Raw genomic sequence first — 12,919 nt, 5'->3', positions numbered from 1 at the left:
GAGAGGCACATTTTGAGGTCAGACAGGAGCCCCCGATCCATGACCAAGTTCAGCACCGCCGCCCCATCCGGCCCAGAACCCCGTTTCGAACCGCATCCGACACCGGCCAAGGGCAGGGGCGGTGCAAATCTCGACAACACGCCACTGGTCACCGATCCCAGGCTCCGCCTCTTCGTCTATCTCCTCCTGATGTCCGCCATGTTCATGGCGACCCTCGACAACCAGATCGTCTCAACTGCGCTGCCGACCATTGTCGGCGAGTTCGGCGAACTCGAGCGCTTCGGCTGGGTCGGCTCCGCCTATCTGCTCACGACCAGCGCCGTCATGCCGCTCTATGGAAAGCTGGGTGATCTCTTCGGCCGCAAATATGTGATCATGGCCGCCATCGCGATCTTCACGGCAGGCTCGCTCGTCTGCGGTCTCGCCGTCTCCATGGACACGCTGATTGCCGCTCGCGTCCTGCAGGCGCTCGGCGGCGGCGGCATCATGGTCTCGATCTTCTCGATCAATGCCGATCTCTTCGAGCCGCGCGAACGCGCGCGCTACCAGAGCTATTCCAGCCTCGTGCTGATGGCCTCGGGCGCGCTTGGTCCCGTGCTTGGTGGCACGCTGTCCGACCTCTTCGGCTGGCGCTCGATCTTCCTCGTCAACCTGCCGATCGGCATCGCCGTCCTCATCGGTCTCGCCTTCCTGCTCCCCTATCGCAAACCGAACCGCAAGCCGAAGATCGATTACGCCGGCGCCATCCTGCTCGCCGGTGCCGTCGCCTCCATCGTCTTCTGGGCCGATAGCGGCCAGATCTTCGGCTCGCTGATCGCCTGGCAAAGCCTCGCCGTCGTCGCCTTCGGTGCCCTCTGCGCGGTCGGCTGGGTCCTCGTCGAACGCCGGGCACCGGAACCCGTCGTGCCGCTCTCGCTCTTCTCCAAGCCCACCATCAACCTGTTGCTCATCATCTCGATCGTCTCGGGCGCCATCGGCATCGGCTCGGTCAATTACATCGCACTCTTCCTGCAGACGACGACGGGCCTCTCGCCCTCCATGGCCGGCCTGCTCTTCGTCGCGACGACAGGCGGCATCGCCATCGGCTCCATCGCCGCCGGTCGCCTGATCGCGAAGTCCGGCCGCTACAAGCCCTTCTCGATCGCCTCGGCAGCGCTCGGCGTCATCAGTCTCGGCATCTTCTCCTTCATGCATGCCGGAACCCCGCTGATGTTCATCGCGCTGGTCATGCTGCTGCAGGGCTTCGGTGTTGGCATCGGCCAGCAGGTGCCCGTGATCGGCGTCCAGAACGCCGCGTCGCGGGCCGATGTGGGAGCCGCCACCGGCACCGTCACGCTCACCCGCATGGGCGGCGCGGCGATCGCGATCTCCATCTATGGCGCAATCGTCAGCTCCGGCCTCACCCATGTCCAGATCGCGCTACCCGGCGGCGTCGACTTCCGAAACCTCACTCCCGAGGGCTTAGCCGCCCTGCCGGATGCCGCCCGCGCGCTGGTCGCCAACGCCTATTCCGACGCCTTCGTGCCGCTCTTCCTCACGGCCTCCGGCATGATGGTGATCGGCCTGATTGCAGCACTCGCGCTCCCCAATATTCGCCTGCCGCGCGAAGGCGAGGGCAAGGCGTCAGTGGCCCCTGTCAGCGAATAAACCAATCCAAAACGACAAAGCCCCCGGCCGCAGGGCGACCGGGGGCTGTTCTTTGCCAGACAGTGACGCTGTCAGGCCGCGTAGCGCTGGGCGTTGCCGTCCTTCTGCACCTTGAAGCGGGCGACGAGCGAGCGCAGATGCGCCGTTTCCTCGGCAAGCTTGGCGGTGCTGGCGGCGGCTTCTTCCACCATCGCGGCGTTCTGCTGGGTCATCTGGTCCATCTGGTTGACGGCCATGTTGACCTCGTGGAGGCCGGTCGACTGTTCCTGGGCGGCGGTCGCGATCGAGGTCACCTGGCTGGCAATGCCAACCACCTTCACCTGGATGTCGCTCAGCGCCTGGCCGGTGGAGCTGACGAGATCCACGCCGGTCTGCACTTCCTGTGACGACTTGGTGATCAGCGTCTTGATGTCCTTGGCAGCCGTTGCCGAGCGCTGGGCAAGTTCGCGAACTTCCTGCGCGACGACAGCAAAGCCTTTGCCCGCTTCCCCGGCGCGTGCCGCTTCAACGCCGGCATTCAGCGCCAGAAGGTTCGTCTGGAAGGCGATTTCATCGATCACATTGATGATCTGCGAGATTTCCTTCGAGGCCTGTTCGATCCGGCTCATGGCGGAGGTCGCTTCGCCGACGACGCCGGACGAGGCTTCGGCGAACTGGCGCGCTTCCGTCACCATCTTGCTGGAATCCTGCGCCCGCTCGGTCGAGGTCTTCACGGCGACCGTGATTTCCTCGAGTGCCGAGGAGGTTTCCTCCAGCGAGGCGGCCTGGGTTTCCGTGCGCTTCGACAGGTCGTTCGAGGCCTGGCGGATCTCGTCAGCGCCACCATTGATCGCATCGGCCGACTGGCGAACCTGCTGCATCAGGTTGCGCAGGCTGGCCATGGTCTCGTTCACATTGGTCTGCAGGTTCGCAAAGACGCCCTGGTAGCGGCCTTCCATGCTCTCGGTCAGGTCGCCCTGGGCAAGCGCAGAAATCACGCGGCCGGTCTCGGCAATGCCGGTATCGACAGACTGGACCAGCGTGTTGACGTTGGCCGCAAAGCGGTCGAGGTCCGGATTGTCATACTTCTTGGTGATACGGCGGGTGAAGTCGCCGGCAACGGCGGCATCGACCACGGTCGCGATGTTGGACTGCAGATCGGCATTCTTCTCCTGCAGCGCCGCTTCCTGGGCCGCGAGATCGCGGATCTTGATGGCGTTCTGCTTGAAGACGTCGACGGCCTTGGCCATCAGGCCGATTTCGCTCTTGTGGTCGAGCCCCGGAATGACGGTGTCGAGCTTGTTGTCGGCGAGCGAACCCATCGCGCTGGTGATCTGGCCGACTGGGACGGTGATGCTGCGGGCGATAAAGAAGGCGATGAAGCCGGCCATGACCAGGCCGACCGCGGCCAGCGCGCTGCCGATCACGACGGCCGTCTCCATCGTCGACTGGATCTGTGGCCCCAGCGTATCCTGTTGCTTCTTCAGGTCGAGCTTGAGCTGCTCCACAGACGTGGACAGCTCGTTCCCGGCGACGTTCATCGACTCGTCGATAATCTGGTTTCGGCTTTTGATTACCTCATGCACCGACGTGATGGCGGTCTCGTATGTCGCGAGTTCGGTCGAAAGCGTATCCAGCGCGGCCGTCACGGTGGCATCCGTAGAGCTCGCCTTGAATTTTTCGACTTCCGCGCGCGCCGTTTCCGCAAACGTCTTGGCGTTTTCGAATGCGGCATCGCTGTTGTTCAGCAGGAACTTGTTGGTCCCGAGCCGCAGGCTGCTGATTTCATACTTGACGCGTTCGAGCGTCGCGACCGCTTCGGCATTCCCTGAGGCCGCGACAGGCTCGCTGATCGCCTCCAGTTCTTCGGCCATCTTCGGCCCGAGTGTGTCGAGCGTCCCGTCGACGAGTTCTTCGCGCTGGGTCTGCAGCGCGACAACCTTGTCGAAGCCCTGCCCATAGGTGTCGACCTTGCCGTGGAAGCCCGACACGGTCGTCTTCGTGGCATCCGTCAGGCTGTAGCCGAGCATCGTGTCGATGGAGGCCTTTGTGGTGGCGAGACGTGTGGTCACATCTTGCTTCAGCTCGTCTGAGGGTTCGGCGCGAAACTTGCGGAAGGCGAGGCGCGCTTCCAGCATATTGGCCTGGATACGGCCCGCTTCATTCGTCTGCTTCGCACTCTCGCGGTAGTCGGCGAACGACGCCTTGTTGGTGAGGTTCGAATAGACGCCAGCCCCGGCGATGACGCCGAGCACGACCAGCACCGACCCAAAGCCCAGATAGATCTTGCTGCCAATTTTCATGTTGTGAAGCACGTGAATTCGTCCCTGCCCAGATGTGAAATGCTGAACGGATCGTGATCGAAACGCCTTAAAAAGTTATGAAACACTAATATCTCTAATACTAAAAGTCATACATAAGCGCCGGTCGCACGGTGAAATAGGACTTTTTGTACAAGTCTATCCGGGAAAATGCTCCACATGCGGGTCCCAAAACGGGGCACCTGCAATCGCTCGCGCAGTCTGACGGCGCGTGCAAATCACCCCCCGGCCATAAGCTTCGCGCCAGCCGCGCCTGACAGAATGCAGATAACGCTGTCAGTATGATCAGGTACCGCATGTCCAAGCTCTCGCCCTCCGGTCAGGCCGCTACGGCCTCCCTCCTGTCGAAGCGCCTCCTGTCGCTGGGGCTTGGCACGGCACTCGTCGGCTCACTGTCGGGCTGTATCCTGATGGCCGACACCAGCCGCATGAACATCGATGTCTTCCAGGATGAGGTCGCTCCCGTCTGGTACGACCCGGCCCGCACGCCGCCGGCCGCCGAACAGGCAGCACCGCAGAAGCGCGATCTCTATCGCACCCAGTTCCACCAGACCTATGGTCTGCCGGTCTCCAACCCGCTGCACCGGACGATCTACGGCCTGGTCGTGGATGAGGGGCACACGCTGTCGCCGATCCCGCTCGATCGGGTCCGCTCCGACATGCTGCGCCAGGAGGTGAGCTACCAGACGGTGGAAGCCCCGGGCACCATCGTCGTCGATACCAAGGCGCATTACCTCTATCTCGTCCAGCCGGGCGGCAAGGCGATCCGCTACGGCGTCGGCCTCGGCCGCGACGGCTATGCCTGGTCGGGCAGGGGCGTCATCCAGCGCAAGGCGAAGTGGCCGCACTGGACCCCGACCGACGAGATGGTCGAGAACAACCCGAACCTCAAGCCCGTCTCGGCCGCCCGCGGCGGTCTCGTCGCCGGTCTCAACAATCCCCTTGGTGCCCGCGCCCTCTACATCTATCAGGATGGCAAGGACACGCTCTACCGCGTCCACGGCACGCCCGACTGGCAGTCCGTCGGCAAGGCGACCTCCTCGGGTTGCGTGCGCATGTTCAATCAGGACGTCATCGATCTCTTCGAAAGAGTGCCCGACAACACCCCGATTGTTGTCATTTAGCGACACTCATTTGCGACGGTGCCCCTCTCTCCAAATCGTGAAAGGGGGATAGCGTTGCTTTAATGGAAGCTTTCCTGTTTGCATCGCATCATCGCGGAACAAAGCGCACCTCCCAGCGTCTTCATCCGCAGCGCTGCCACAGGAAATTTATAGATTACATGTCCTCAACGCCTCACCTGACCCGCCGATCGCTCCTGTCGCTGACAGGCCTCGGCGCTGCCTCGCTGCTTGCGAGCTGCACCACCTCCCGTCCTTTGCCGCCGGGCGTACGCCTCGATGGCCCCGTCGTCCCCGCTGCCCCCGCAGGTCGCACCCCCGAACTCGACGCCATGTATGGCGAGGTCTATGACGGCGGTTACGTCATTCCGGCCGTTCCCTACTGGAAGATCCCGGACCGCTTCTATCGCCAGCAGGTCGTCGATCCCACCGGCGAAGCCCCCGGCACCGTGGTCGTCGATACGCCCAACCGCTACCTCTATCTCGTCGAGCGCGGCGGCACCGCCATGCGCTACGGCGTCGGCATTGGCCGCGACGGCTTTGCCTGGGGTGGCGCCGGCGTCATCCAGTGGCGCCAGAAGTGGCCGAAATGGACCCCGCCGGACGAAATGATCGCCCGCCAGCCGGAACTCGAGATCTATTCGGTCCGCAACGGCGGCAAGCCCGGCGGCCTCGACAACCCGCTCGGTGCCCGCGCGCTCTACATCTTCCAGAACGGCGAAGACACGCTCTATCGCCTGCACGGCTCGCCGGAATGGAATTCCATCGGCAAGGCCGTGTCGTCGGGCTGCGTGCGCCTGATGAACCAGGACATCATCGACCTCTACGAGCGCGTGCCCAACAAGGCCAGGATCGTCGTCCGCCAGTAACGGCTGACCGATCTCGGTCACGTCGCGATCGAATGCAGTCACATACAAAAGAGGCCCCGCCGGCGATGGCGGGGCCTTTCTGCATCTGGGATCTCGGCTTTGAAATCAGGCCGCTTCGAGCGCCTTCTCGATGTCCTGCACCGAATGACCGGTGAGATCCTTGTCGAGTTCGCCGATCAGAACGGCCGAGAGCTGCTTGTGATAGCCCTTGCGCATTTCGCCCAGCGTCCGCGGGGCGGCGATGATGACAAGGTTCTTGATCTTGCCCTCCAGCACCTGGCGGTTCAGCATGTCGGTGATGCCGCTGCCGAAACCGTCTTCTTCCTGCTGGCTGTCGTCAGGATTGGCCGCACTGCTGGAATGGCGGGCGCCGGATGCGATCTTCGAGCTGTCGATCTCTTCCGCCGGCATGGCCTTCAGCTTGATATCAAGCGCGTTGCCCTCGTTCTGGAAGAGGCTCAGCTTCTCGCCGTCGGCGACGGCAATCACGGTGTTCTGGGGCACTTGCATGAATATTCTCCTTGGTACTCTGCGCGGCGTCCACCATCGGTGGCGCTGCCGCAGTTGACCAAAGGACAACCCCTCGGGGCTGCATCGGTTCCCTTGCCGTCGCCCGGTAAACCGATCTCGTATCAGGCCTCAACCGCGACAGCGGAACGGGCTGAACGAACTCGCCGCCCCGGCATTCATCGTGGCAATGGTCAGCCCGTTGGCGACCTCGATATCATCCTCGGTCTCAGGGCAGGCATCAACATCTGCAAGGCAGCCGCTGTCGATGAATTCCTGGTTCCGGGCGAGGAAGTGTTCGGACACACCGTCGCGTCCGACGTGATCGAGGATCTCGGCGAGCGCCTTGGTGTAGACGTCGCATTTCTTCCGCTGCCAGTCGGAGCGCTCCTCAGCCGTGACGCCCGCCTCCTGCGCCAGCGCCGACCCGCCGGGCACCGCGATGGAGGCAATACCGGCTGCAACGAAGGCGAGGGCGAGGCCAAGCCGAACAGCCGTCCAGCCCGTTCTCCTATCCCCTGTCACCGCGCATACTCCGCAAAGATCGCCTTGCCGATCGAGGCAATCGCGACATCCCGTGTCTTCAGCGGGTGCTTTCGCCCGTCCATATAGATCGCAACGACGAGCGGTGCGCCAACGGGGCGGTGGAGCAGGGCTACAACGCCGCGTGTGCCGTGCCCTCCGGCCCCGCTGCGATCGGCGATCTTCCAGCCCTCCGGCAGCTCTGCCCGCAGCAATCCGTCCGCCACGGCATTGGCAGCCATCCAGGCTTCCAGCTGGTCGCGGGCCTCAGGCTCGAGCGCAGTGCCGAGCAACAGCCGCTGCAGCGTCTCGGCCATGGCCTGCGGTGTCGTGGTGTCACGCGGATCGCCGGGTGTCGCCGCGTTGAGTTCCGGCTCGTAGCGGTCAAGACGGGTCGTGCCGTCACCGACGCGCCGCAGGAAGGCGGTCAGTTCCGAGGGGCCGCCGATCGACTTCAGGACAGCATTGGCCGCGGCATTGTCGCTGGTCCTGAGCGTGATCTCGCAGAGGGAGCGGGTGGAGAGGCTTGTGCCCACCCGCTTTTCCGTCACCGGAGAATGGGGGCGGAGGTCGGCCTTGCGGATCTTCGTCTCCTTGGCGAGCACGGCCTCGCCTGCGGAAAGGGCCGTGGCGCAGGCCAGTGTCTTGAAGGTGCTGGCCATGGCAAAACGCTCATCCGCCCGGTAGCTGCGCATCTCGCCGCTGCCGGTATCGATAACCGCAAAGCCGACGCGCATGCCGAGCTCGGTCTCGACCCGCTGTGCGGCTGCCATAACCGGCTCGGCTGCTGCGACCTTCGCAGGCGCAAGCCCAGCCGTCATGAGAAGAGCGGGGAATACCAGCCTCAGCAGGCGGGCGGTGGTCCGGGAAGGGGCGGAGGATGGAATGTGGGTCATGCGTTTCTCCCTGATGCGCTCCTGAAATCGGAGGCGATCAAGGCGATAGCGAGGCGCAGCGCGTTTATCCTGCGTTGTATCTCAGGTCCGGTGACTTCCGGACGTCGCCCGCAGGCGGCGGGACGATGCGCCGCCGGTAGGGAGAACTCAAGGCTCCGGAATGGCTTCGAGGTGGCCCTTCAGCCGCTTCAGGCTCTCGCGCAGGCTTTCGATCTCGGAAATCTCATAGCCCGTCTGGTTGCCGATCGCCGAGAACACCTCGAGCGCGCGCGCCTTCAAGGCCCGTCCTTCGGCAGTCAGCGTGATGAACACCACGCGCTCGTCGGCCGCGTCGCGGCGGCGGGAGACATAGTTGATCTGCTCGAGCCGCTTCAGCAGAGGCGACAGCGTGCCCGAATCGAGGCCGACCTTTTCGCCCAGCGTCTTCACGGAGAGATCGTCTTCCTCCCACAGGGCCATCATCACCACATATTGCGGATAGGTGAGGCCGAGCGGCGATAGCAGCGGCTTGTAGGCACGGGTAAACGCATGCGCCGCGCCGTAAAGCGCAAAGCACAGCTGCTTGTCCAGCCTCAATTCCTTTTCGAGCGTTTCGTCGGTCATGGCCCTTGATGAACCCCTGTCGGCATCTATTGTTTCTACAGTGGCCAAAACTGGCCCGGATTTCAATGCGCAAAAAACAATTGCGCGCAATTCATTTGTGTCCTATATATGTAGTCACCACCCCGCAAACAAGGAGAACACGACAATGGCAATTCTCTACACAGCACACGGTCACGCCACCGGCGGCCGCTCCGGCCATGGCGCCAGCGATGATGGCGTGCTTGACGTCACCCTGACGACGCCGAAGGAACTCGGCGGCGACGGCGCCACCGGCACCAACCCCGAGCAGCTCTTCGCCGTCGGTTATTCCGCCTGCTTCCTCGGCGCTCTCAAGGCCGTTGCCCGCAAGGAAAAGGCCACAATTCCGGAAGATACAAAGGTCCATGCCGACGTCGGCATCGGTCCGCGCGAAGACGGCACCGGTTTCGGCATCGAGGTGAAGCTCTCCGTCGAGATCCCCGGCATGGAGCGCGAGCTGGCCGAGAAGCTGGTCGCCGCTGCCCACATCGTCTGCCCCTACAGCCACGCCATGCGCACATCGACCGAAGTCCCGGTCTCGGTAATCTGATCGCCACACCGCGAGCCATCTGCTCCACCGCCCGAAGGCCGGCCTCGTGCCGGCCTTTTTGCGTTGAGGCGAGGGGGGGGTAGTTTACCGGCCCGTTGACTGGCAGGAAAATCCTTGCCGTCATCCTTGGGGGAACACTTCCCCCCGAACTCTGTTGGACTTCGCACCAGTCAACAGAGGATGAAACCATGCACGCGACAACTGTGAACGAAATCCACGAAGACCACCGCCTCTCGCCGGATCTGCCGGTCGGTGAGGAAACCCGCCACGAGCTCCACCGCCAGTATCCGGCCTCGGCCTTTTACGGTCCGCTTTTCGAAGGTCGCGACCGGATTGCGCTCGCCATGGCGACGATCATGCTGATCGGCCCGCTCGCCGTGCTGCCGCTCGGCTTCGGCGGCTGACGCGAGCGTCAGATGCTCACCTCGATCAGCCCTGTGCGCAGGGCTGACGGGTCGCTCTCCATGCCGGCCTCGATGACGCGGTGCAGGTCCCGCCAGATCGGCACGGCGTCCGCGAGCGCATTCGAACCTTCCGGCGTAAGCCGCAGGCGCTTGCCGCGCTTGTCCTTCGGATCCGGCTCGATCGCCACCCAACCGCGCGCCGACAGAGGCTTGAGTGCCGCTGTCAAAGTGGTGCGATCCATGGCCAGAAGTCTGGCAACAGGCCCCATCGGCGGCGGCTCGGGCCGGTTCAGCGCCATCATCAGGGAAAATTGCTGGTTGGTCAGGCCAGTCGGCTTCAATGCCATGTCGAAGCGGCGGGCAAGCGCCCGTGCGGCGCGCTGGGCATGCAGGCAGAGGCACGTATCGCGCACATGGATGGTGGTGGAATAGGGAATCACGGGCATGTTTGACATCGAGCAAATATGTTGATATCAACGTAAAAGTCAAGAGGAGGATCGGGAAAATGGAATATTCGACTGTTTCTCGGGAGGAGTGGCTAGAGGCCCGCAAGGCCTTGCTGCAGCAGGAAAAAGAACTGACGCGCCAGCGGGATAGGGTCAACGCCGCACGCCTCGCGCTGCCTTGGGTGAGGGTGGAGAAGGACTATCGGTTCCAGACGCCGTCAGGCGAAAAGACGCTCGCCGATCTCTTCGATGGCCGCAGCCAGTTGATGATCAACCATTTCATGTTCGGACCCGACTGGGATGCGGGCTGCCCCGGCTGCTCCTTCTTCGCCGATCATATCGATGGCATGTTGCCTCACCTCAACAATCACGACGTCACCTTCGTCACCGTCTCGCGCGCGCCGCTCGACAAGATCGATGCCTACAAACGCCGCATGAACTGGCGCTTCCCCTGGATCTCGTCCTTTGGCAGTGATTTCAACTACGACTTCAACGTCTCCTTCACGCCGGAGCAGCTTGCCTCGGGCTCGGTCACCTACAATTTCCGCGAAACCCCGCGCGAACAGGCCCATGACGAATTGCCCGGCCTGTCGGCCTTCTACAAGAACGACAAGGGCGAGATCTTCCACACCTATTCGCAATATGCCCGCGGTGGCGAAGAGGCGCTCGGCACGCTGATGATCCTCGACCACGCTCCGCTCGGCCGCAACGAGACGGGCACCTTGAGCTTCGTCAAGCGCAAGGACGAGTATGTCGCAAAGCCGGCTGAAAAGGCCGGCTGCTGCCACTGAGGGAGGGCGTGTCATGGAATTCCCGAAACCGAGCGAACACCACCGCGTGCTCGACCGCCTCGTTGGCGATTGGCTCTATGTTACCTCGACGGGCATGGAGGGCTATGATCCCGAGGATCCGCTGAAGCGCTGGACCGAAAAGGTCCGCTCGATCGGCGGCCTTTGGGTCATCGCCGAAGGGCAGGGCGGCATGGGCGACGACACCGCCACCATGATCATGACGCTCGGCTACGATCCGCGCCAAGGTCACTATGTCGGCAGCTGGATCGGCTCGATGATGGACAAGTTCTGGATCTACAAGGGCTGGCTGGAGGATGACGGCCAGACGCTCATCCTCGAGGCCGAAGGCCCAAGTATGCAGGATCCCTCCCGCACCGAGCTTTATCGCGATGTCATCCACTTCATCGATGATGACAGGAGAACCTTTTCCGGCAGCGTCCGCCAGCCGGATGGCAGCTTCAAAACCTTCATGGCCAGCGAAGCAAAACGCATCGGCTGACGAGCGAATAACAAAGAGAGGGACTGCGCATGCATGGGACATTCATTTGGCATGAACTGATGACGCCCGATCCGGTGGCAGCCAAGGCCTTTTACGGCGCGCTGCTCGGCTGGGAGCCGACCGATATGGTGATGGAGGGCTTCACCTACACCACCTTTGCGATCCCCGGCTTCCCCTCGGGCGTCACGGGCATGATGGCGCTCGGTGACGAGATGAAAGAGCAGGGCATCCCGCCGAATTGGACCGGCTATATCCAGGTCGACGACGTTGACAAGACGGCGGCCGAATTCGAACGTGACGGCGGCGCGATCCACCGCGCGCCCGAAGATATCCCCGGCATTGGCCGCTTCGCCGTGGTTGCCGATCCGCAAGGCGCCGTTATCTGCATCATGGCGCCGCAGATGCCCGACGGCGAAACCGGAAACTGGCCCACCCCCGGCAGCGCCGGCACCGTCGGCTGGAACGAGCTGATGGCCGGTGATTGGGCGAGTGTCTGGGACTTCTACGCCGCCCGCTTCGGCTGGGAAAAGGACATGGCCGTCGACATGGACGCCATGGGTATCTACCAGACCTTCAAGCTCGGCGATCGCGGCATCGGCGGCATGATGACCAAGCGTCCGGAAATGCCGATGGCCTATTGGGGCTTCTACTTCATCGTGCCGGGCATCGATTCGGCGATCGACACGGTGAAGTCGCTCGGCGGCCAAGTGCTGATGGGGCCTCACGAGGTCCCCGGCGGCTCCTGGATCGCCGCCTGCCAGGATCCGCAGGGTGCCTACTTCAACCTGACCTCGGCCACCCGATAAAACCTGAAAAGGCCGGAGCGCCCCAGGGTGGCTCCGAACCTCCCTGGACCTTCCGCGTCACGTAACGGGACAAGCCCGTCACGCTGTCGCCTATTGCCCGTCTTCAAGCGGAGAGGTTTCCATGCACGGTACCTTCATATGGCACGAGCTGATCACGCCGGATACCGAAGGCGCCACCGCCTTTTACGTCGCGCTGCTCGGCTGGGAGCCGACCACAATCGACATGGGCGGATACACGTACACCACCTTGGCCGTGCCGGGACATCCCTTCGGCGTCGCCGGCATGATGGGGTTGTCGGATGAGATGAAAGGCTGGGGCGTTCTGCCCCACTGGGCCGGCTATATCGCGGTTGATGATGTCGACGCGATGGCATTGGATTTTCAGCGTGGCGGCGGTGTGATCTGCCGTCCCCCTGCCGATATCCCCGGCGTTGCGCGTTTTGCCGTTGTGGCCGATCCGCAAGGCGCAATCGTCAGCATCATGACGCCAGTTGAGGAAGATTGGCGCTCGGCCACTTGGCCCATCCCCGGCAGCACCGGCACCGTCGGCTGGAACGAGCTGATGGCGGGTGATTGGGAGAAGGTCTGGGATTTCTACGCCGCTCGCTTCGGCTGGGAAAAGGACATCGCTGTCGACATGGATGCCATGGGTACCTACCAGACCTTCAAGCTCGGCGATCGTCCGGTCGGCGGCATGATGACCAAGCGCCCGGAAATGCCGATGGCCTATTGGGGCTTCTACTTCATCGTGCCGGGCATCGATTCGGCGATCGACAAGGTGAAATCTCTCGGCGGCGCGGTCCTGATGGGTCCCCACGAGGTCCCGGGTGGCTCCTGGATCGCCGCCTGCCAGGATCCGCAGGGCGCCTACTTCAACTTGACCTCGGCCACCCGATAACGCGAAAAGGCCGGAGCGCTCCATGGCGGCTCCGGCCTTCTC

15 protein-coding genes are annotated in these 12,919 nt (G+C 63.2%); 9 read left to right on the top strand and 6 right to left on the bottom strand.

Features of this window, described 5'->3' with window-relative positions; genetic code table 11:
- Window positions 1-39: 39 nt before the first annotated feature.
- Window positions 40-1,647 (top strand): MDR family MFS transporter, encoded by a 1,608-nt coding sequence (locus AC02Y0_RS12640; RefSeq protein ID WP_476379258.1) that lies wholly within the window; start codon window positions 40-42, stop codon window positions 1,645-1,647.
- Window positions 1,648-1,718: 71 nt separating this feature from the next.
- Here the strand turns inward: AC02Y0_RS12640 and AC02Y0_RS12635 are convergent, their stop codons facing one another.
- Entirely contained in the window at window positions 1,719-3,929 is a 2,211-nt protein-coding gene (locus AC02Y0_RS12635; RefSeq protein ID WP_476379257.1) for a HAMP domain-containing methyl-accepting chemotaxis protein, read from the bottom strand.
- Between the two features lie 314 nt (window positions 3,930-4,243).
- On the opposite strand from AC02Y0_RS12635, the gene AC02Y0_RS12630 reads away from it, so the two are divergent.
- On the top strand, window positions 4,244-5,071 hold the full coding sequence (locus AC02Y0_RS12630; RefSeq protein ID WP_476379255.1) for a L,D-transpeptidase: 828 nt from the start codon (window positions 4,244-4,246) through the stop codon (window positions 5,069-5,071).
- A 158-nt stretch (window positions 5,072-5,229) separates the two neighbouring features.
- Window positions 5,230-5,937 (top strand): L,D-transpeptidase, encoded by a 708-nt coding sequence (locus tag AC02Y0_RS12625; RefSeq protein WP_476379254.1) that lies wholly within the window; start codon window positions 5,230-5,232, stop codon window positions 5,935-5,937.
- A gap of 105 nt (window positions 5,938-6,042) precedes the next feature.
- Here the strand turns inward: AC02Y0_RS12625 and AC02Y0_RS12620 are convergent, their stop codons facing one another.
- The 4 genes from AC02Y0_RS12620 to AC02Y0_RS12605 all read right to left on the bottom strand — a co-directional run bounded on the left by AC02Y0_RS12620 (window position 6,043) and on the right by AC02Y0_RS12605 (window position 8,465).
- Entirely contained in the window at window positions 6,043-6,447 is a 405-nt protein-coding gene (locus AC02Y0_RS12620; RefSeq protein WP_476379252.1) for a host attachment family protein, read from the bottom strand.
- A gap of 129 nt (window positions 6,448-6,576) precedes the next feature.
- Window positions 6,577-6,969: a hypothetical protein gene (locus tag AC02Y0_RS12615; RefSeq protein ID WP_476379251.1), complete on the bottom strand. Its 393-nt coding sequence runs from the start codon at window positions 6,967-6,969 to the stop codon at window positions 6,577-6,579.
- A complete protein-coding gene (bla, locus tag AC02Y0_RS12610; RefSeq protein WP_476379250.1) occupies window positions 6,966-7,862 on the bottom strand; it encodes a class A beta-lactamase in 897 nt (298 codons plus the stop codon). Before bla ends, AC02Y0_RS12615 begins: the two co-directional genes overlap by 4 nt.
- Window positions 7,863-8,009: 147 nt before the next feature.
- The gene (locus AC02Y0_RS12605) at window positions 8,010-8,465 is read right to left on the bottom strand and encodes a MarR family winged helix-turn-helix transcriptional regulator (RefSeq protein ID WP_476379249.1); all 456 of its coding nucleotides are present in this window, start codon (window positions 8,463-8,465) and stop codon (window positions 8,010-8,012) included.
- A gap of 145 nt (window positions 8,466-8,610) precedes the next feature.
- On the opposite strand from AC02Y0_RS12605, the gene AC02Y0_RS12600 reads away from it, so the two are divergent.
- Window positions 8,611-9,033 (top strand): organic hydroperoxide resistance protein, encoded by a 423-nt coding sequence (locus AC02Y0_RS12600; RefSeq protein WP_476379248.1) that lies wholly within the window; start codon window positions 8,611-8,613, stop codon window positions 9,031-9,033.
- Between the two features lie 188 nt (window positions 9,034-9,221).
- A complete protein-coding gene (locus AC02Y0_RS12595) occupies window positions 9,222-9,437 on the top strand; it encodes a hypothetical protein (RefSeq protein WP_476379247.1) in 216 nt (71 codons plus the stop codon).
- Window positions 9,438-9,445: 8 nt separating this feature from the next.
- Here AC02Y0_RS12595 and AC02Y0_RS12590 read toward each other — a convergent pair whose 3' ends face one another.
- Window positions 9,446-9,892: a MarR family winged helix-turn-helix transcriptional regulator gene (locus tag AC02Y0_RS12590; RefSeq protein WP_476379246.1), complete on the bottom strand. Its 447-nt coding sequence runs from the start codon at window positions 9,890-9,892 to the stop codon at window positions 9,446-9,448.
- A 50-nt stretch (window positions 9,893-9,942) separates the two neighbouring features.
- Between AC02Y0_RS12590 and AC02Y0_RS12585 the strand changes: the two genes are divergently transcribed.
- From AC02Y0_RS12585 to AC02Y0_RS12570, 4 genes are all read left to right on the top strand, one after another.
- The gene (locus AC02Y0_RS12585; protein ID WP_476379245.1) at window positions 9,943-10,674 is read left to right on the top strand and encodes a DUF899 domain-containing protein; all 732 of its coding nucleotides are present in this window, start codon (window positions 9,943-9,945) and stop codon (window positions 10,672-10,674) included.
- Between the two features lie 13 nt (window positions 10,675-10,687).
- Complete coding sequence (locus tag AC02Y0_RS12580; RefSeq protein WP_476379244.1) at window positions 10,688-11,173, top strand: DUF1579 domain-containing protein; 486 nt, start codon at window positions 10,688-10,690, stop codon at window positions 11,171-11,173.
- Window positions 11,174-11,202: 29 nt separating this feature from the next.
- Entirely contained in the window at window positions 11,203-11,979 is a 777-nt protein-coding gene (locus AC02Y0_RS12575) for a VOC family protein (RefSeq protein WP_476379243.1), read from the top strand.
- A gap of 121 nt (window positions 11,980-12,100) precedes the next feature.
- A complete protein-coding gene (locus AC02Y0_RS12570; RefSeq protein WP_476379242.1) occupies window positions 12,101-12,877 on the top strand; it encodes a VOC family protein in 777 nt (258 codons plus the stop codon).
- Window positions 12,878-12,919 lie beyond the last annotated feature (42 nt).

The sequence above is a fragment of the Allorhizobium sp. nf9_anc genome, from assembly GCF_056323085.1.
Note: the sequence above shows the minus strand (reverse complement) of the source record. Positions and strands in the feature narration are given on the sequence as shown.